The organism is Puniceispirillum sp. (SeqCode) (genome assembly GCF_965657105.1).
GTDB lineage: Bacteria > Pseudomonadota > Alphaproteobacteria > Puniceispirillales > Puniceispirillaceae > Puniceispirillum.
The window spans coordinates 1-19,076 of the sequence record NZ_CBFHNB010000001.1; the positions used below are offsets into that span (position 1 = coordinate 1).

Annotated in this window: 16 protein-coding genes and 1 riboswitch; of the genes, 8 read left to right on the forward strand and 8 right to left on the reverse strand. The window is 49.3% G+C overall.

The window, feature by feature from the left end:
- Nucleotides 1–957, forward strand: a 957-nt coding sequence (locus ACTF7Q_RS00005; protein WP_438995806.1) for a 5-(carboxyamino)imidazole ribonucleotide synthase, incomplete at its 5' end; no start/stop codon positions are given.
- A gap of 8 nt (nucleotides 958–965) precedes the next feature.
- Here ACTF7Q_RS00005 and ACTF7Q_RS00010 read toward each other — a convergent pair.
- Together ACTF7Q_RS00010 and ACTF7Q_RS00015 are read right to left on the reverse strand one after the other, a co-directional pair.
- Nucleotides 966–1,886, reverse strand: coding sequence for a homoserine O-succinyltransferase (locus ACTF7Q_RS00010; RefSeq protein WP_438995807.1), 921 nt, complete (start codon nucleotides 1,884–1,886; stop codon nucleotides 966–968).
- 123 nt (nucleotides 1,887–2,009) lie between these two features.
- A complete protein-coding gene (locus tag ACTF7Q_RS00015; RefSeq protein WP_438995808.1) occupies nucleotides 2,010–2,699 on the reverse strand; it encodes a COQ9 family protein in 690 nt (229 codons plus the stop codon).
- Between the two features lie 189 nt (nucleotides 2,700–2,888).
- On the opposite strand from ACTF7Q_RS00015, the gene rpsU reads away from it, so the two are divergent.
- Entirely contained in the window at nucleotides 2,889–3,092 is a 204-nt protein-coding gene (gene rpsU, locus ACTF7Q_RS00020) for a 30S ribosomal protein S21 (protein WP_013046208.1), read from the forward strand.
- Nucleotides 3,093–3,215: 123 nt separating this feature from the next.
- Here the strand turns inward: rpsU and ACTF7Q_RS00025 are convergent, their stop codons facing one another.
- The 5 genes from ACTF7Q_RS00025 to ACTF7Q_RS00045 form a co-directional block, all read right to left on the reverse strand.
- Entirely contained in the window at nucleotides 3,216–4,610 is a 1,395-nt protein-coding gene (locus tag ACTF7Q_RS00025; protein WP_438995809.1) for an NAD(P)(+) transhydrogenase (Re/Si-specific) subunit beta, read from the reverse strand.
- Nucleotides 4,607–4,957 carry an NAD(P) transhydrogenase subunit alpha gene (locus ACTF7Q_RS00030; protein WP_013046210.1) on the reverse strand — a complete coding sequence of 117 codons (351 nt, stop codon included), beginning with the start codon at nucleotides 4,955–4,957 and terminating at the stop codon, nucleotides 4,607–4,609. Before ACTF7Q_RS00030 ends, ACTF7Q_RS00025 begins: the two co-directional genes overlap by 4 nt.
- Nucleotides 4,958–4,986: 29 nt before the next feature.
- Nucleotides 4,987–6,120: a Re/Si-specific NAD(P)(+) transhydrogenase subunit alpha gene (locus tag ACTF7Q_RS00035; protein ID WP_438995810.1), complete on the reverse strand. Its 1,134-nt coding sequence runs from the start codon at nucleotides 6,118–6,120 to the stop codon at nucleotides 4,987–4,989.
- Between the two features lie 103 nt (nucleotides 6,121–6,223).
- Complete coding sequence (locus ACTF7Q_RS00040) at nucleotides 6,224–7,597, reverse strand: ABC1 kinase family protein (RefSeq protein ID WP_438995811.1); 1,374 nt, start codon at nucleotides 7,595–7,597, stop codon at nucleotides 6,224–6,226.
- On the reverse strand, nucleotides 7,597–9,375 hold the full coding sequence (locus ACTF7Q_RS00045; RefSeq protein WP_438995812.1) for a M3 family oligoendopeptidase: 1,779 nt from the start codon (nucleotides 9,373–9,375) through the stop codon (nucleotides 7,597–7,599). Before ACTF7Q_RS00045 ends, ACTF7Q_RS00040 begins: the two co-directional genes overlap by 1 nt.
- A gap of 291 nt (nucleotides 9,376–9,666) precedes the next feature.
- A riboswitch (glycine riboswitch) is annotated at nucleotides 9,667–9,785 on the forward strand.
- Between the two features lie 164 nt (nucleotides 9,786–9,949).
- Here ACTF7Q_RS00045 and gcvT point away from each other — a divergent pair.
- From gcvT to gcvP, 3 genes are read left to right on the forward strand one after another with little or no spacing between them, the layout of a single operon-like run.
- The gene (gcvT, locus tag ACTF7Q_RS00050) at nucleotides 9,950–11,080 is read left to right on the forward strand and encodes a glycine cleavage system aminomethyltransferase GcvT (RefSeq protein WP_438995813.1); all 1,131 of its coding nucleotides are present in this window, start codon (nucleotides 9,950–9,952) and stop codon (nucleotides 11,078–11,080) included.
- A 25-nt stretch (nucleotides 11,081–11,105) separates the two neighbouring features.
- On the forward strand, nucleotides 11,106–11,468 hold the full coding sequence (gcvH, locus tag ACTF7Q_RS00055) for a glycine cleavage system protein GcvH (protein ID WP_438995814.1): 363 nt from the start codon (nucleotides 11,106–11,108) through the stop codon (nucleotides 11,466–11,468).
- Nucleotides 11,469–11,490: 22 nt separating this feature from the next.
- Nucleotides 11,491–14,361 carry an aminomethyl-transferring glycine dehydrogenase gene (gcvP, locus tag ACTF7Q_RS00060; protein WP_438995815.1) on the forward strand — a complete coding sequence of 957 codons (2,871 nt, stop codon included), beginning with the start codon at nucleotides 11,491–11,493 and terminating at the stop codon, nucleotides 14,359–14,361.
- Between the two features lie 48 nt (nucleotides 14,362–14,409).
- Here the strand turns inward: gcvP and ACTF7Q_RS00065 are convergent, their stop codons facing one another.
- Complete coding sequence (locus tag ACTF7Q_RS00065; RefSeq protein WP_438995816.1) at nucleotides 14,410–15,231, reverse strand: 3-keto-5-aminohexanoate cleavage protein; 822 nt, start codon at nucleotides 15,229–15,231, stop codon at nucleotides 14,410–14,412.
- Between the two features lie 156 nt (nucleotides 15,232–15,387).
- Here ACTF7Q_RS00065 and ggt point away from each other — a divergent pair, with 156 nt between their 5' ends.
- The 3 genes from ggt to panC all read left to right on the forward strand — a co-directional run bounded on the left by ggt (nucleotide 15,388) and on the right by panC (nucleotide 18,816).
- The gene (gene ggt / locus ACTF7Q_RS00070; protein WP_438995817.1) at nucleotides 15,388–16,983 is read left to right on the forward strand and encodes a gamma-glutamyltransferase; all 1,596 of its coding nucleotides are present in this window, start codon (nucleotides 15,388–15,390) and stop codon (nucleotides 16,981–16,983) included.
- A gap of 151 nt (nucleotides 16,984–17,134) precedes the next feature.
- A complete protein-coding gene (gene panB / locus ACTF7Q_RS00075) occupies nucleotides 17,135–17,947 on the forward strand; it encodes a 3-methyl-2-oxobutanoate hydroxymethyltransferase (protein WP_438995818.1) in 813 nt (270 codons plus the stop codon).
- Between the two features lie 20 nt (nucleotides 17,948–17,967).
- The gene (gene panC / locus ACTF7Q_RS00080; protein WP_438995819.1) at nucleotides 17,968–18,816 is read left to right on the forward strand and encodes a pantoate--beta-alanine ligase; all 849 of its coding nucleotides are present in this window, start codon (nucleotides 17,968–17,970) and stop codon (nucleotides 18,814–18,816) included.
- Nucleotides 18,817–19,076: the final 260 nt, after the last annotated feature.

The window sequence follows — 19,076 nt, forward strand, 5'->3', positions numbered from 1 at the left end:
GCCAGCAACAGCCCAGCTGGCGATATTGCTTTTGCCGCAACCGAAGCGGCTTATGATGACCATGATGCGTTGATAGGCTTTGCCGATTCAGTCGATGTGATCACCAGTGAATTTGAGAATGTTCCCGCCGCAACGCTTGATATTCTGGCTCTACATAAACAGGTCAGCCCAGGCATTGCCGCCTTGCATACGGCACAGCACCGGATTCGTGAGAAAACACTGGCGCGCGAGCTTGGCATTGATACGCCAGCTTTCTGGCATATTACAAACGCCGCTGCGCTGCATTCTGCCATGACTGAATTGAATAAAGACGGCATTATGAAAACATGTACGCTTGGCTATGATGGCAAGGGACAGGTCAGAATTTCACCAACAAGCGATCTTGATGCGGCGTTTGCATCTTTGGGATCGGATGATGTAATCCTTGAAGAGATGATCCCGTTTACCGCCGAGGCCAGTTTTTTAATCGCGCGTGCGCAAGATGGGCGTTCCTGCGTATTTCCTGCCAGCCTGAATCAGCATAAAGACGGTATCCTTGCCCGTTCAGTTGCCCCGGCGGCGCTTGACGATACGCTTATAAAGGCAGGTACAAAGGCGGTAACAAAACTAGCTGATGCACTGGACATATTCGGTGTTATGGCTCTTGAATGCTTTATCACCGAAGATAAGCGGGTGCTTTTCAACGAGATTGCGCCGCGCCCGCATAATTCGTTTCACTGGACGATCGAAGGCTGTGCTACCAGCCAGTTCACCCAGCTTGCCCGTATTTTGGCGGGGATGCCTTTTGGTTCTATAAGCACCTATGGACAATGGCAGATGGACAATCTGCTTGGCGAACATATGGACAATGTTCCCGCGTTACTGGCTAGCGATCATGTGCATGTGCATTTATATGGCAAAAGCGGTGCCAAAAAAGGCCGCAAGATGGGTCATACTAACCGTCAAATTGCGTCATAATCAAATTGCTAGCGGTCTTTTAACGTCGCGGCAAGGTCGAATGGCGTTGCCTGATACAGATCATTGATCCAGTTACTCATCAGCAAAAAGGCAAAGGGACGCCAAAAATTAACCGGCGTCTGCGTTATGTCATTATTGGGAAAATAATGCTTGGGCAAAGCGGTATCTTTACCCTCGGCAGCATCACGGTGAAATTCATCAGCTAATGTGGCCGCGTCATATTCCAAATGATTCAGCACAAACAGATCACCTGTCTGTGCATCACGAGCCATTCCAACACCGCATTCATGTCCTTGGGCAAGAACCTGCAAACCTGCTTTTTCAAGATCGTCCTGACGATTCATGGTATAGCGCGAAATCGGCATTGGGAAACGATCTGTAAAGCCATTCATAAGACGGCCTGATAAATCAGTGAGCTGATGCTCAAAAATACCGAACAGCTTTTCATCCATTTCATATTTCGGCACATCATGAAAATAATGCAGCAAAGCCTGCGCACCCCAGCAAATACCAAGCCGTCTGAAACAATGTGTGCGGGACCATTCCATGATGTCAGTCAATTCTTGCCAATAGGTCACATCATTAAAGGCCAAGGTTTCAATCGGCGCCCCTGTGACAATCAACGCGTCAAAATAATCGTCGCGAACATCATCCAGTTGCCGATAAAAACGACGCATATAACCTGGTTCAGTATTACGTGGGGTATAGCTGGCAGTGGTCATGAGTATCATTTCGACCTGCAATGGCGAATTACCAAACAGGCGCGCAAATTGAATTTCAGTGTCTTTTTTCTTCGGCATCAAATTCAACAATAAGAGACGCAACGGGCGAATATCCTGCTGCACCGCAAGTTCCTGCGGAATAATATCAACCGCTTCGGCGCGAAGTGTTTCCAATGCGGGCAAATTGTCAGGCACTTTAATAGGCATATTTTCTCCTATGCGTTTTCATCACGCATGTTCCAACATTTATAGCGTAAACTTCGGCTTTTGCCAGACCAACAAATACCTAGTCCAACATAATGAAAAACGCGACAGAGGAAAGGTGTATTTCTAGCGTGAACGCGCCATTGTCGAGAATAGCCCCATCGCCATACGTTTACCTGCAGACATTGCCGCCTTGGCTGGTGCCGTCATTTTGGGGATACGGCCAATTTCACGTAACCGGCGATCAAGAAAAGCCTCAGTCGCTGTCATTGACCCCGAATTATCTGCCAGCCATGCCAGCAATGTCGCGCTATAGACGCCAGCTAAAGTCGCCCGTTTGGTATAGAATGAAAAATCAGTGTCACGCTGGCCAGCGGCGCGCCACATTGCATCAACTGTACGATATAATGCTTTTGCCGAGGCCGGCGCATTAGCCGGAACAGCCAGCACCGCAAGCCCGCGTCGGATTGCCTCTTTATGCAAACTCGCTTGTTCCAGACGCAACAGAATAAGCGTGCGTATCATCAAATGAATTTTTTCAGGGCGATCCGGCAATGTTGCAAATGTATCAGCCATGGCCACATCCGCGCGTGCCGAATGCATCAGAATGGCATCGACGGCACCATTGGGAAATAGCGCATCAACCATATCTACATCACGGCCGCTATCTTCTGCACCAGCCAGCAAGGTGTCACGTCCCCAACCATCAAATGGCACATGCAACAAAGCGGCATCAAGAATCGCTATCGCATCATTGGACAGCGAATCATCCACAGAATCGGTGTCCCTATGCGTTTTGTCCCTGTTTTTCATCATCACATTATCCATTCCTTGGCAAAAACACCCACTTTGACCTATATATAGGTACTTAAGGCCAAGTTGCCAGCATCTTTGGCTTGTTACAAAGCACAATCATGCAAAGGCTTTACAAGCCGAACACCGCTATGATAGAAAACGTCTCCGCTCAAAACGGAAACCAAATATCTTTGAAAGGATGTGAAAGACGTGTTCGTCACCGTTAGAGACAATAATGTGGATCAAGCCCTGCGTGTTCTGAAAAAGAAAATGCAGCGCGAAGGTGTATTCCGCGAAATGAAAAATCGCCGGTCTTACGAAAAGCCATCAGAACGCCGCGCGCGCGAAGCCGCTGAGTCGACCCGCCGTGTGCGTAAGCTCATGCGTAAGCGCTTAGAGCGTGAAGGCTATTAGAATCCATACACCTGCTTCTAAGCATTAAACCTTATTGGTTGTGCTTATAACCAGATCCCATCTTTATCGAAAGCCGCCTTCTGGGCGGCTTTTGCTTTTGTGGCTTTTGAAATGACGGTTTGTCTAATCCAGAGACTGCACGACTTCTTCGCACATCTTTTTGGCGTCACCAAACAGCATCATCGTATTATCGCGGAAAAAGACTTCATTCTGCACCCCCGCATAGCCTGATGCCATTGAGCGCTTGATAAACAGGACGGTCTTGGCAAGTTCAACATCCAGAATGGGCATGCCATAAATAGGTGATGAAGGATCAGTTTTTGCCGCCGGATTGGTCACATCATTTGCGCCAATCACAAAGGCGACATCAGTCTGTGCAAAATCACGGTTTATTTCTTCAAGTTCCAGCACATCCTCGTAAGGCACATTGGCTTCAGCCAACAAAACATTCATATGCCCTGGCATACGGCCTGCAACGGGATGAATCGCATAACGTACGGTAACGCCCCGTGCTTTCAATATATCGCCCATTTCACGCAAAGCATGCTGCGCCTGTGCCACCGCCATGCCATACCCCGGGACAATAACCACGGAATCGGCATTTTCCATGATAAAGGCAGCATCTTCGGCTGACCCCTGTTTGACAGTTTTATCACCGTCACTGCCACCTGTTGCCGCCGCGGCATCATCGCCGCCAAACCCACCAAGAATGACATTGAAAAATGACCGGTTCATGCCTTTACACATGATATAGGACAGAATCGCCCCTGATGCGCCAACAAGTGCACCTGTGATAATCAATAAGGGGTTACCAAGGGTAAAGCCGATACCACAAGCCGCCCATCCCGAATAGGAATTAAGCATCGACACAACAACCGGCATATCAGCCCCACCAATCGGGATGATAATCAACACACCAAGCACCAAAGCGGCTGCAAAAATTGCCCAGAATAACGAATCATCATTGGTTATGACCAGTGCGGCAATCGCGGCAAGCAAACCAAGCCCAATGACTAGATTCAGCATATGCTGGCCAGCAAAGGTAACTGGCTTGCCACTGACAAGCCCCTGCAATTTACCAAAGGCGATGATAGACCCCGTAAAGGTGATCGCACCAATCGCAAGACCCAGACCCATTTCGATCAGCGAGCCCATGCCAATCGCACCACGCGCACCAATGCCATAAGCTTCTGGATTGAAATAGGCGGCAGTAGCCACAAAACAGGCCGCCAAGCCAACCAATGAATGAAAAGCAGCCACCAACTGCGGCAAAGCCGTCATCTGAATACGCAAGGCCAATAGGGTGCCAATACCGCCGCCAATGGCAATGGCCAACACGATAAGGCCATAGCTTTCAACTTGAGGTAACGCCAATGTTGTGGCGACTGCGATCAGCATACCAGCCATACCGAAACGATTACCGCGTCGTGCGGTTTCAGGTGACGACAAACCGCGCAATGCCAAGATAAACAGAACGCCGCTTACAAGATATAATAGTGAAGACATGGTCGCACTCATTTGCCAGCACCTTTTTTCTTGCCCTTAAACATCGCTAGCATCCGCTCAGTCACGATAAAGCCACCAAAGATATTGACTGAGGCCAGTACAACCGCCAGAAAGCCCATCACTTGGGCAAAATTGGATTCAGCCGGACCAGCGGCAATCAACGCGCCAACAACAATCACCGAAGAAATCGCATTGGTGACACCCATCAAAGGTGAATGCAAAGCTGGCGTCACTGACCAGACAACGTAATATCCAATGAAACACGCAAGCACCAAAACAGTTATGCCGAACAATAGCGGATCAATCCCCGCTTGTGCGGCCATATCAGCGGCTTTTTGACTTGTATCAGCTAGTGACATGAAAAGACTCCTCTCAATTTTGGACAGGGCTAGCTCGTGACCGATGGATGCACAAGCTTTCCAGCTTCCGCCACCAACGATCCGGCGATAATCTCGTCGTCTTTGTTAATTGTTAACGCGCCAGCTTCCTTATCCCACAGCAAACCGACAAAATTCATTAGATTGCGTGCATAGAGGCTGGAGGCATCTTTGGGTAAACGGCCTGGCATATTGCAATGACCAATGATGGTGACATCATTGGCTTTGACAATCTTGTCCGGCTTGGACAAGGCACAATTACCACCCTGTTCAACCGCCATATCGACAATCACTGACCCTGATTTCATTGAGGCAACCATATCGGCAGATACCAATTCGGGCGCGGGGCGTCCGGGAATAAGCGCGGTGGTAATTACAATATCCATCGCGCGGATGGTTTCGGCGATCAACGCCTGCTGTTTGGCCTGATATTCAGCGCTCATCGCTTTGGCATAACCACCATCAGTTTCAGCTTGTTTGAATTCCTCATCCTCAACCGCGACAAATTTACCGCCCAGCGACTCGACCTGTTCTTTAGCCGCTGGCCTTACATCGGTAGCGCTGACAATAGCACCAAGTCGTTTAGCTGTAGCTATCGCCTGAAGCCCAGCAACACCAGCACCCATAACCAGCACTTTGGTTGGTGGGATTGTGCCCGCGGCTGTCATCATCATCGGAAAAGCACGGCCAAATTCATAAGCCCCTTCAATTACCGCCCGATATCCCGCTAAATTCGACTGGCTCGACAGAACATCCATTGATTGCGCACGCGAAATACGCGGCACCAACTCTAGCCCGAAAACGGTCGCGCCTGTTTTGGCAATAGCCGTGTTACGCTTGGCATCCACATAGCCTTCAAAAAGACTCAATATTATAGTATTTTTTTGTATCAGAGCGGTTTCTTCAATTTGCGGCGGTCGCACCTTGAAAATCAGGTCAGCCTTTGCATAACCATCTTTTGCCTTTTTTATAATCGTGGCACCAGCAGCCTCAAACGCGGCATCGTCATATGATGAAGACGCGCCAGCCCCACTTTGAACGGTAATGTCCAGCCCTTGGGCAACTAGTTTTGAGATGGTTTCGGGTACGACGGCACAGCGGGTTTCGCCAGAGGCTATTTCAGCAGGAACAAAAAGAGTCGGCATATAAAATCCTCGATAAATTCAAGCGTTTTCGCTCCCCTTTATACGCGCTAATTTATGATAGCCAAAACTTTATATCTAATAATTCTAAAAAATAACAGAGCTTTTATATGAGACCTTCCGGAATATCGGCAAATTTAGCAGCTTCATTTTGCCGTTGCGCTAGCTTATTGACGTCAAAATCATCAATCAAATCATGGAAAAGATTGTGCCAGTTAACTTCCGCACCAAGATGCATGAACACTGACCCAAGCCCTACAGCCGCGCGGTCCATCAGCACAAATTCTCGTGGTGGCTTAATACCACCAATACGTTTGAGCTCCTGATGAACCTTACCAGCCAATTCACGACCCGCTTTGCCATTTCGCATTTCCTGGATCGGGCGCACTTTATTTTCGAGAAGCGGGGCATAGATAAATTCAGCCCACATGTTCAAAACCGAAATAGCCTCGTTATCAAGACCGGTAAAGCCCCAACGTTCATAAGCATCAACCGCTTGATCCCGATTCTGATCCCGCAACGCTTTATATAATTCAATCACGCCAGCAACAAATTGTGGACGGAACAGGCGGATCGAACCAAAATCCATCAGATTGATCGAATTATCTTGGCGTAGCGAATAATTACCCAAATGGGGATCACCATGAATCACGCCGTAATAATAAAATGGGACATACCAGACGCGGAACATATTCTTTGCTATTTCATTGCGTGTTTCTTGGCTTGGGTTAGTGTCAAGAAATGGCATGACACGGGTGCCCTCAAGCCAGCTCATTGTCATAAGACGACCAGTTGACAATTCAGGAACATATTCAGGCAAAGTGACAACAGACTCATCACGCAACATATAGCTGTAAAGGCGAAGATTGGCAGCTTCGCGCCGGTAATCGAGTTCTTCTTTCAGCCGATCAGATAATTCATCATAGATATCGCGGGTTGAGATCGCCGAATCATAGCGTTCGTAGAGCTGAAAAAGCAGCTTTAGCTGACGTAAATCAGCTTCGATCGCTGATTGCATATCAGGGTATTGTAGTTTGACGGCTAATTTTTCACCCTCCAGCGACGTTGCCTGATGCACTTGGCCAAGTGAGGCTGCCGAAACAGCATCGCGCGTAAAACTGGCAAATCTGTCCTGCCAGTCTGCGCCAAGTTCTGAGGCCATGCGCCGCCGCGTAAACAACCAGCCCATAGCTGGCGCGTCGGCCTGCAAACTGGCAAGTTCATCAGCATATTCAGGCGGCAAAGCATCGGGAATGGTTGATAGAATTTGCGCCACTTTCATGATCGGGCCTTTCAACCCACCAAGCGCTTTGCGCAAATCAGCAGCATGTTTACCACGATCAATATCAAATCCGAGATATCGTTCGCCAGCCACACGCGCGGCCAAACCACCCATCGTTGATGTAACTTGCGCATAACGGCGAAGGCGACCGCCAAACTGTCTTTCGCGGTCAGGAGACCTGTTGTCTTCAGATGCCATTATGCCAGACTTTCTAATTCATCAATCATGTCACTAATCATATCAAGGCCGGTTGACCAGAAGGCCGGATCACCTGCATCAAGACCAAATTTAGCAAGCGCAACATCATAACGCTCGGTACCGCCAGCGCTGAGCAAAGCTTTATATTTGGATACAAAACCTGCCGCATCACCATTGGCAAGGGCGTTCTGATAATTTTGCCATAGGGCATTGACCAGACAATCACCAAAAGCATAGGCATAAACATAGAAAGGTGTATGCACAAAATGCGGCACATAGCTCCAGACCGGGCGATAATCGTCACCAATCTTGACACCCTGTCCCAAGGCGGCACGTTGAGTCTCCATCCATATATCTGAAATTTCCTCTGGCATCAGTTCAGATGAACGGCGGGCATCATGTAACGCTGTTTCAAAATTGTGAAAGGCGATCTGCCGTACCACTGTATTCAGCATATCTTCAACCTTGCCTGCCAATAATACGCGGCGTGTGGCTGGAGTCTCAGTTGCATCAAGCAACCGGCGAAAAGCCAGCATTTCGGCAAAAACAGATGCTGTTTCTGCCAGCGTAAGAGGCGTATCTGACATTAAATAGCCATTATCAGCGGCAAGGCACTGATGCACCCCATGACCCATTTCATGCGCAAGCGTCATCACATCACGCGCTTTGCCAGAAAAATTCATCAGAATATAGGGATGAGCCGATGGCACTGCCGGATGCGAAAAGGCGCCTGACGATTTGCCAAGGCGCGGTGCCGCATCGATCCAGTTATTATCGAAAAACGGCTTGGCAAGCGTTGCCATATCCTGATCAAAGCTACCAAAGGCATCAAGTACGATGTCACGCGCTTCTTGCCAAGTAAAATCACGATCATCATCACCCATAAGCGGCGCATTACGATCCCACCAGTCAAGCTGGCTTTGCCCCATCCAGCTTGCTTTCAAGCTATAATAGCGATGCGATAGATCGACATTACGGTCATTAACAGCACGCACCAACGCGTCAACCACATTATCGTCAACATCATTGGCAAGGTTGCGGGATGCGACTGGCCGCTTAAATCCACGCCAGCGATCTTCAACTTCCTTATCTTTGGCAATGGTATTGATGATCAGTGAAAATAGACGCTCATTTTTTTTGAGTGTGGTCGAAAGGGATAAACCGGCTTCCTTACGATGCGCGGCATTTGGGCTGGACACCATATCAAGTATCTCGGCTTCGGTGACTTCATCGCCCTGAAACGGAAACCGCATTGCCGTTGCTGTTTCATCAAATAGTCGCACCCACGCCCCGCGACCTGATGGCCCCTGTTCGGCCAGCATCTTTTCCATATCGGCTGAGAGCTGATAAGGTGCCATTGCGCGTACCCGGCGAATCCACGGTGCCCAATGCGCCAGCTCGGCTGTTTGCATAATCCAATTCATATGGGCTTCATCGAATGTTGCGATCTCAAGCTCAACAAACAGCAATTGCGCGCCGATTTCTGCGCCAGCTTCACGCATCGACTGATGATGCTTTGCGATATTGGCATCCGCTGTATTGGCTGCAAATAATAACTGTGCATGACTTTGCACACGACCCAAGCGTTCGATAATCATTTCATAGATGGTGATGACCTCGGCAAGTTCACTGCCATTGGCCTTGTCCAGCTTGCCTTGCCAGTTGGTTTGCAATGCGGCGCTATCCTTGCGGCATGCTTTGATATCCGCCGTAATACGATTATCGTCAATATCGGTATAGAGGTCGCTGAGATCCCAAACAGGACTATTATCTAACATCACATATCTCTTTCGAAGTTAATCACCAAAGAACTGCAAAATTATATTTTGAACCGCATTATTTGTCTTTGTTGAAGCTTTGATATGGGCATAAACCACCATCAACACAAGCCATAACATGCTATTTATTAAGCTTGGGTTATATTAGGTGCGGTTCATAATTGGCAGGATATATTTTTTGCCTCACATAATCATCAGCACAATGTTAAGTGTTTGATTATAGACAGAACTATATGCCTGATTAACAAAGCTTGCCAAACCACAATATCTGCGATAGCTTGATAATGCTTAAAACATGGTAGGGGAGAGCCCAACCGCCTGTTAATCGGCAGATCCGCATAGCAGTCGTAGTTGGCACCGAAGGAGCAACACCCCACTAAACTCTCAGGTACCAGTACTTTATCATGTAAGCACTCTGGAAAGTGGCACGGCAGTGCTCACCGACGGGGACAACCACGAAGACGCGTTTCAATATGCGTCTCTTGGCTAATCTCTCAGGTTACAGCGACAGAGGGGGTTCATTATCGAGCGATCGATATATGAATCTTGTGTAGCTGGAACTGGGAATACCAAAGTGGATAATCGCAAAACCGCATTATTTGATTTTCATGTCGCCGCTGGCGCCCGTATGGTGCCGTTTGCGGGCTGGGATATGCCTGTGCAATATCCAGCTGGGATCAAAGCTGAACATTTGGCGACGCGCTCAACATGCGGTCTGTTTGACGTCTCGCACATGGTGCAGATTTCTTTTGATACGTCTGGCGATGATTCAGCTGCGGACGCTTTACTTGCAAAATTAACACCGACTGATCTTGGCCAGATTGGCGAAGGGCGTGTGCGATATTCGATGTTCCTAGATGACAATGGCGGTGTGCTAGATGATCTGATGATCGCCCGGCTTGATGGCCGTTTGCAACTTGTTGCCAATGCTGGCCGTGCGGATCATGACATCGCTCATCTCAAAGCACATCTTGGCGATAATGTCAGCATGACAGTGCACGATGATTTGTCGCTGATCGCCTTGCAAGGGCCTAAAGCGGCCATAGTGCTCGGGGATTTAGGCATCGAACTTGATGTTGATATGGCTGACTTTGCCTTTATGGATATTCGCCATGCCACTTTAATGGGTACCAAAGTTACGCTAACCCGGTCGGGCTATACAGGTGAAGATGGGTTTGAAATTTCCATTCCAAACGCGGCGGTTGTTGAGATCACAAATGCGCTCGCCGCGCATAATGATGTGCATCTGGTTGGGCTTGGCGCACGTGATACTTTGCGCATGGAAGCCGGTTTGCCTCTATGGGGACACGAACTCAGCGAAACCATTAATCCGGTCGAAGCAGGGCTTGGGTTTGCTTTGTCAAAACGCCGGCGTGACGCTGGTGATTTTCCCGGAGCCACACATATTCTTGCTGATCTGAACAATGGCCCAACACGCAAGCTGGTTGGGTTATTACCCGAAGGCGGACGCCCCGTTCGTGATGGCACTATCTTGAAACATGATGATGAAGGCGATGAAACCGAGATTGGATTTGTATCTTCTGGCGGTTTTGCGCCAAGCCTAGACGCGCCTGCAGCGATCGGATTTGTCAGCGCTGAATATGCACAATCAGGCACCCGCCTGATGGCCGACACGCGCGGCAAACCTACCCCTATTATAGTGGCCGATCTGCCACTTGTGCCGCACCGATTTTACCGTGGCTGATTTATAACCAACAAAGGAGTCCCCCATGATTAAATATAGCGAAGACCATGAATGGATTGACCTAAATGACGATACTGGCACCGTCGGCATCTCACCACACGCGATTGAACAGCTTGGTGATATTGTGTTTGTCGAACTTCCCGACGTTGGCATCAATGTTGATAAAGGCGATGCCGTGGCGGTGTTTGAGTCGGTAAAAGCCGCCTCAGACATTTACAGCCCCGCATCAGGTGAAATCATTGAGGTGAATACAGAATTACTTGACGATCTCACCGCGATCACACCCGAAGCCGCAATGGATTGCTGGCTGTTCAAAGTCAAAGTCAATGATGCCAGCGATCTGGACGACATGATGGATGACGCCGCTTACAAAGCAATGATTGCATAATTTTACCCTAGAGGAGTCTGACATGCCCCCCATTAATGTCACCCACAAACCAGATGGCACCCCACAAGCTGCGTTTGCAACACGCCATATCGGCCTGAATGATGCTGATACAAAAACAATTTTACAAATATTGGGCACATCAAGCGTTGATGAATTTTTGGATCAGGTGATACCAGCCAGCCTTTTGCGCAACGATGATATGAAAATAGATCCAGCCCTATCCGAAGCCGAGGCGCTTGATAAATTATATGCGCTGGCCAAACAGAACCAAATCAAGACCTCGTTGATTGGTATGGGATATTATGACTGCCACACACCACCAGTTATCCAACGTAATGTGCTGGAAAATCCAGCTTGGTACACAGCCTATACGCCTTACCAGCCAGAAATTTCACAAGGGCGGCTTGAAGCTATTTTGAATTTCCAGACGATGGTTACCGAGTTGACAGGCATGGCTATTGCGAATGGCTCTTTGCTCGACGAAGCCACCGCCATTGCCGAGGGCATGGCACTTGCTTATCGTTCCAATCGCGGCAAAGCACACAGATTTCTGGTTGATTCAGATACGCATCCACAAACGCTGGCTATTCTGAAAACCCGAGCCAAACCAATTGGTATCACGCTTGAGACATTCGACCTTGCCACTATTGAACAAGGGTTTGATGTGCCAGAAGATTGTTTTGGTGCCTTGTTTAGCTATCCATCAAGCACAGGTAAAATTGCCGATCTGACATCATCAATTGCAACGCTTCACGCAGCGGGTGCATTGGCTGTTGTGGCGACCGACTTGCTGGCACTAACCATACTCAAAACACCTGGCAAGATGGGTGCCGATATTGTTGCTGGCAGTGCCCAGCGTTTTGGTGTGCCATTTGGCTATGGCGGACCACATGCTGCCTTTTTTGCCGTAACGGAAAAATTACAACGCTCAATTCCAGGGCGTTTGGTGGGCGTATCGCAGGATGCCAATGGGCGTCAGGCCTATCGATTGGCTTTGCAGACACGTGAACAGCATATAAGACGTGAAAAGGCAACGTCCAATATCTGCACCGCACAGGTTCTGCTGGCTGTCATGGCCGGATTTTATGGCCTATGGCATGGGCCTGAAGGGCTGATCAAAATTGCGCAAAACACCCATAGACTTGCCTGTCATTTTGCCAGCGCCATGCAAAAGGCAGGACGTGTTATCCGGCATCAAGCGTTTTTCGATACTGTCACTATCGAAGCGGCTGATGACGCTGACACGCTGGTAAAAGCCGCACTTGATGCGGGCTTTAATATCCGCAAATTAGATGGTGCAATCGCTGTTAGCTTTGACGAAACCAGCACTGATAATGCGGTGGCGGATATCCTGCGTGCGTTTGGCGCGGGCGTGGGCAGTAACACCGATCTAACAGCTAATAACATTGCCGATAATCTGCGGCGTAACGACAGCTTTATGCAGCATCCCGTATTCCATGCCTATCGCACCGAAACCGAAATGCTACGTTATATGCGCCGACTTGCAGATCGTGATCTGGCTCTTGATCGCTGTATGATCCCGCTGGGGTCATGTACGATGAAGCTGAATGCGACCGCAGAAATGATGCCTGTGACATGGCCTGAATTTGCCAAAATTCATCCTTATGTGCCCGCCGATCAGGCTATTGGATACAAGCAGATGATTGATGAGCTCGAAGATATGCTGGCTGCATGTACGGGCTATGCGGCTGTTTCGCTACAGCCCAATGCCGGATCACAAGGCGAATTTGCCGGTCTGCTAGCGATCAAACGTTATCATGAATCTCGCCAAGAAGGTCATCGTAATATCTGTTTGATTCCGTCTTCGGCGCATGGCACCAATCCGGCTTCAGCCGCAATGGCTGGCATGAAAGTCACTGTGGTGAAATGTGATGATGACGGCAATGTCGATATCAATGATCTGCAAGCCAAAATCGAAATGCATCGTGATGCGATCGCGGCAATTATGGTAACTTATCCGTCAACACATGGCGTATTCGAAGAATCAATCACCGATATTTGTTCCATGGTTCATGATGCCGGTGGTCAGGTATATGTTGATGGTGCCAATCTGAACGCCCTTGTCGGGCATTGTTCTCTGCCGCAATTTGGTGCTGATGTCAGCCACCTCAATCTGCATAAGACATTCTGTATTCCACATGGTGGCGGCGGTCCGGGTGTTGGCCCGATTGGCGTGGCGGCACATCTGGCAGATTTTTTGCCCGGATCACCGCTTGGTGGCGATAATCCGGTCAGCGCGGCCCCCTTTGGCTCAGCTGGTATTCTGCCGATCACCTATGCCTATATTGCGATGATGGGGCCTGATGGATTGAAGAAGGCAACAAGCACGGCAATTTTATCTGCCAATTATATCGCCGCCCGCTTGGGCAAACGCTTTCCAGTGCTTTATACTGGATCTAAAGGACGTGTTGCGCATGAGTGCATTATCGATCTTCGTGGCTTTCAGGACAGCGTCGGCATTTCGAATGAGGATGTTGCCAAACGACTTATTGATTTTGGTTTCCATGCACCAACCATGTCATTTCCGGTCGCTGGCACCTTGATGATCGAGCCAACCGAATCTGAATCACTGACTGAGATAGATCGTTTTTGCGATGCCATGCTGGCGATTGCTGATGAGATCGACATGGTTGCCTCGGGTGCATGGCCAGCCGACAACAACCCGTTGGTCAATGCCCCGCATACAGGTGATGATATGCTGGCAGATGAATGGACGCATCCCTATAGCCGTCGTCAGGCTGGTAACCCAGTTGGTAACCATCAAGAGAATAAATATTGGCCGCCAGTTGGACGCGTTGATAATGCCTTTGGTGATCGCAATCTGATCTGTTCATGCCCGTCACCTGATGAATGGGATCAGGCAGCCGAATAGGCACCTATATAGGTCAAAATCAAAAGCCGTGGTAAATGCCACGGCTTTTTACTTTGCCCCCCCCAACAAAGCCAATGTTTGGGCGCGGGTGGCGGGGATACAGCTTTGTGCTAGCTGGCGCACAAGCGCGGCATTATCCGGTGCCAAAGTACCATCTTTGAGATGTAGGTTGTTTTCAAACCCAACCCGACAATGACCACCAGCCGCAATGGCCGCCTGCATCGCATCAAACTCGCGATAGCCAAAAGCACACACCGACCAACTGGCAAAGCCCGACATATCCGCCTTGATGAAAGCTCGTAGATCGTCTGGATCCGATTGAAAATCGGCCGTATAGCGCCCCAACACCAGAAGCACATGATGCCCACCAGCCGACGCAGACGGCACTATGCCGTCAGCTATCGCATTCTTAAATGAGGTCAGGTTTTCAGGTGAATATAGAATATGCTGGACATGAATATTCTCTGCATGTGCCTGATGATAGAAATCACACGCATGCGCCACGGCGTCCGCACTGGCATCACCAATCATCTCGTTAAATCCCACCGACACAAAATCCGGTTTCACGGCAAAAACGGTCTTGGATTGTTCTTGAGGGGTATAACGCCCAACCGCTTCGGTGGTGATCTGTACTAGCATCTCGGGCACCGCATTACGCATCGCATCTAGCAGGGATATATAACGTTCAGCATCAAGCACATGCGCGCCATCTTCATCGCGAACATGCGCATGCAGAATGCTGGCACCCGCATCACAACAGGCCTTAGCCGCGGCCACTGTTTCGGCAACGGTTATGGGCAATGCTGGGTGATCCGACTTTTGCTTTCGGGCGCCATTTGGCGCCGCCATGATGATTGTAGGCTGTGTCATGACAAATCTTTCTATCCAATACTGGTTTGCACAGGATGATAGGATTACCATCGACAAAATGCTAGCATGATGGAGTCAAAGCACTGGTGTCTAACCACTGGTGTTAAAATCCGGATACATAAAACACCCGCCAGACCAGAATGTTGAGAGAGTTATATGCGTAATCTTCAAGCCCCAGGTCGTTCACCTGTTATTGCCCCGCACGGTATGGCCAGCACATCACATTCACTGGCTAGCGAGGCCGCCATTGCCATGCTCAAGAACGGTGGCAATGCCATGGATGCGGCGCTGACCGCTTGTGCTGTTCAAGCTGTTGTCGAGCCAGGTTCAACGGGTATAGGTGGAGATTGTTTCTGCCTTTATGCCCCAGCTGGCAGTGAAGCCATCGTCGCTTTTAATGGGTCAGGACGTGCACCGCTGGCGGCTGATGTCAGCTGGTTTCAGAAACAAGGCATCACCCACATCACCCAGACCATGCCGCATGCCGTGACCATTCCGGGTGCGGTTGACGCGTGGTGCCAGCTCACGCGTGATCATGGGCAAAAGCCGCTTGCCGATATTTTACAACCAGCCATTGCGTATGCGCGTGATGGCTATCCAATTGGCCAGCGTATCGCCTTTGATTTTGCCGCCGCAAATGAGGTGATAAAAAGTGATCCGGATACCGCCGCCCTGTTTCTGAATGACGGAGAGCCCTATCAGATGGGGCAACGCCACCAGCAACCTGCCTTAGCAAAGACCTTGGAAACCATTGCCAAACATGGGCGAGACGGCTTTTACAAAGGTGCTGTGGCAGATGATATTCTGGCGAAATTAAACAGCCTTGGCGGGCTTCATACGCAGGGTGATTTTGACATGGCCATTGGTGATTACGTAACGCCAATCAAAACCCGATATCGTGACCATGATATCTGGGAATGCCCACCAAACGGTCAGGGGGTTTTTGCCTTATTGCTTATGAATATCATGGGGGGGGTTTCAACTTTTGGCGATGACCCGCTTTCGCCCCAGCGCATTCATCACGAAATTGAGGCGGGGCGGCTGGTCTATCGTGATCGATCACTTTATCTTGGTGACCCAAACTTCAGCACTATTCCGGTTGATGAATTGCTAAGCGCCGAATATGCCGACAGCTTGCGGGCGGCGATTGACCCAGACCTTGCCACATCACCTTTACCTGATCTGTCGTTACCACGCCATAAAAGCACGGTATATATCAGCGTTGTCGATAAAGACCGCAATGTATGTAGCTTAATCAATACCGTATTTCATGGGTTTGGATCGGGTATTCTGGCACCCGCGTCAGGTGTTCTATTACAAAACCGCGGAATGGGGTTTGTGCTTGATCCAGCACATCCAAATTGCATTGCACCAGGCAAACGCCCACTTCATACAATCATCCCCGGGATGCTAACGCGCAACGGCAAAGCCGTGATGCCGTTTGGCGTCATGGGGGGCGATTATCAGGCCTTTGGCCATATGCAGTTTCTGACCCGCCTATTGGACTATGGCATGGATGTGCAGCAAGCTCAGGACACGCCCCGCTTCTTTGCTGACCCGTATGGCGCATTTGTCGAGGTCGAAAACACCATTTCGTCCAAAACCCGAGAGGCGCTGACTAAGATGGGGCATAATATTGTGGAAGCCACAACCCCGATTGGGGGGTCACAGGCTATCTGGATCGATTGGGAAGAAGATATGCTACATGGGGGATCAGACCCCCGAAAAGACGGCTGTGCCATTGGTTACTGATCTATGATGCCGACTGATATGCCGGAGCAACCGACAGAAATCACATAGAAATTCATAGGCCGCCTTAGCCTATTGTGATAGTAACAGCGAAAGAGACGTAGATAGTGACAAATGCACATGACGTGCATTTCAACACTTTATAGGTAACCCTATGCCAACAAAGATGACTGTTGATACATTCACCGCGCTCAAGTCTGAACGCAAAATTGTCTGCCTGACAGCCTATTCAACGCCTATGGCATCAATCCTTGATTCGCAGTGCGACTTGTTGCTTGTCGGCGACTCGGTGGCAATGGTTCTTTATGGCATGGACAGCACGCAAGGTGCCGATATCTCCATGATGATCCGTCATGCCCAGGCAGTCATGCGGGGCACTAAACAGGCACTGGTCGTTGTTGACCTGCCGGCGGGAAGTTACGAAACCAGCCCCGATCAGGCATTGAAAACAGCCACCCAAATCATGCAGGAAAGCGGTGCCGACGCTATCAAACTTGAAGGTGGCGCCAGTCTCAAACCACATATAAAGTTGCTGGTCGAAAACGGCATTCCGGTGATGGGACATATCGGTTTGTTACCGCAAAAAGCATCGTCGGCCAGCATGTACCGGATAACTGGAAAAACAGCCGATGAAGCGGCCTTGTTACATGCCGATATGATCGCGCTGGTCGATGCAGGCGTGTTTGGCATCGTTATGGAAGGCATTATCGAGCCTGTCGCCAAAAACATTGCCATGGCTTGTTCTGTGCCAACCATTGGTATTGGCGCCTCGACGGCCTGTGATGGGCAAATTCTGGTAACCGATGATATGGTCGGCCTATTTGATAAATTTGTGCCAACATTTGTGCGTCAGTTTGGTCAGCTTAACCCCGCCATCACCGAATCCGTAAGTGCATATCGCACCGCCGTCATTGATGGTAGTTTTCCGGGCAATGAACATTTGTTCTGGCCTAAACCTGAAAAATAACCCAAAGCAGATAACGGATCATGACCCAGCTGATCACTGATAAATCAAACCTTGCCAGTCTGCTTATGCAGTGGCGTCAGCAAGGTGAATCAAGCGCCTTAGTGCCAACGATGGGGTCTATTCATGCCGGGCATCTTGCTCTTATACAAACCGCCAACAGCTTGGCAGATCACGTCATTGTCACAATTTTTGTTAATCCCACACAATTTGCCGCGGATGAGGATTTTGATCTGTATCCGCGCACGCTTGATGCAGATATGGCGGCCATCCGTGAAGCTGGCGGTGCCGACGTAGTTTTTGCCCCGCAAAGCATGTATGCGCCCGATCATGCCACAAATATTATAGCGGGCGGCGTAGCATTGGATCTTGAAACCAAATATCGCCCACATTTCTTTATGGGTGTTGCAACCATCGTCATGAAACTATTTATGCAGGTGCCAACCGACATTGCCCTTTTTGGTGAAAAAGATTACCAGCAACTGGCAGTAATACGGCAAATGGTGCGTGATCTGGATGTGCCTGTCGATATTATCAGCCACCCGACCATACGTGAATATGACGGTCTGGCATTGTCATCGCGTAACAGCTATCTTTCACCAGATCAGCGTAAGCTGGCACCTCAGCTTTATGCCACTTTATGCGATGTTGCTGGCAATATTCTTGAAGGCAATGATCCCTTAGCACTTATCGACACCGCCATAAACAGACTGCTTGATGCGGGGTTCGATAAAATTGATTATTTTGAACTGCGCGATGGGAACAGTTTGGCACCAGTTCAGACTTATGAACCGGAAAACCGCCTGCTTATCGCCGCTTTGCTTGGCGAGACGCGGCTGATTGACAATATAGCACTTGGAAGTCATGTATGATGAAACTTGCAGATATTATCAATCTTGAGGCCTGCCCACTTAATATTGCGCGATATTCGCGATGCGTATAAAGGCGAATTGAATTTAAAAGTCGTCAAAGCCAAACTTGATGACGATATGCTAACCGCGCGCATGACTTTTTTCGGTCGCTTGGGATAAGACAGCGCTACCCCATTATAGTGCCATCAAAAACTCTAAGCCTATGCGCGACTCACGCTGACTTTTACGACTTGCAAGATTATGTTGAGCTTCGGCGAAAA

Excerpts from the sequence above, each read along its gene's own strand:
- ACTF7Q_RS00010 (WP_438995807.1), bottom strand. The coding sequence starts at position 1,886 with ATGCCTATTAAAGTGCCTGACAATTTGCCCGCATTGGAAACACTTCGC.
- ACTF7Q_RS00015 (WP_438995808.1), bottom strand. The coding sequence starts at position 2,699 with ATGATGAAAAACAGGGACAAAACGCATAGGGACACCGATTCTGTGGAT.
- ACTF7Q_RS00025 (WP_438995809.1), bottom strand. The coding sequence starts at position 4,610 with ATGAGTGCGACCATGTCTTCACTATTATATCTTGTAAGCGGCGTTCTG.
- ACTF7Q_RS00030 (WP_013046210.1), bottom strand. The coding sequence starts at position 4,957 with ATGTCACTAGCTGATACAAGTCAAAAAGCCGCTGATATGGCCGCACAA.
- ACTF7Q_RS00035 (WP_438995810.1), bottom strand. The coding sequence starts at position 6,120 with ATGCCGACTCTTTTTGTTCCTGCTGAAATAGCCTCTGGCGAAACCCGC.
- ACTF7Q_RS00040 (WP_438995811.1), bottom strand. The coding sequence starts at position 7,597 with ATGGCATCTGAAGACAACAGGTCTCCTGACCGCGAAAGACAGTTTGGC.
- ACTF7Q_RS00045 (WP_438995812.1), bottom strand. The coding sequence starts at position 9,375 with ATGTTAGATAATAGTCCTGTTTGGGATCTCAGCGACCTCTATACCGAT.
- gcvH (WP_438995814.1), top strand. The coding sequence starts at position 11,106 with ATGATTAAATATAGCGAAGACCATGAATGGATTGACCTAAATGACGAT.
- gcvP (WP_438995815.1), top strand. The coding sequence starts at position 11,491 with ATGCCCCCCATTAATGTCACCCACAAACCAGATGGCACCCCACAAGCT.
- ACTF7Q_RS00065 (WP_438995816.1), bottom strand. The coding sequence starts at position 15,231 with ATGACACAGCCTACAATCATCATGGCGGCGCCAAATGGCGCCCGAAAG.
- ggt (WP_438995817.1), top strand. The coding sequence starts at position 15,388 with ATGCGTAATCTTCAAGCCCCAGGTCGTTCACCTGTTATTGCCCCGCAC.
- panB (WP_438995818.1), top strand. The coding sequence starts at position 17,135 with ATGCCAACAAAGATGACTGTTGATACATTCACCGCGCTCAAGTCTGAA.
- panC (WP_438995819.1), top strand. The coding sequence starts at position 17,968 with ATGACCCAGCTGATCACTGATAAATCAAACCTTGCCAGTCTGCTTATG.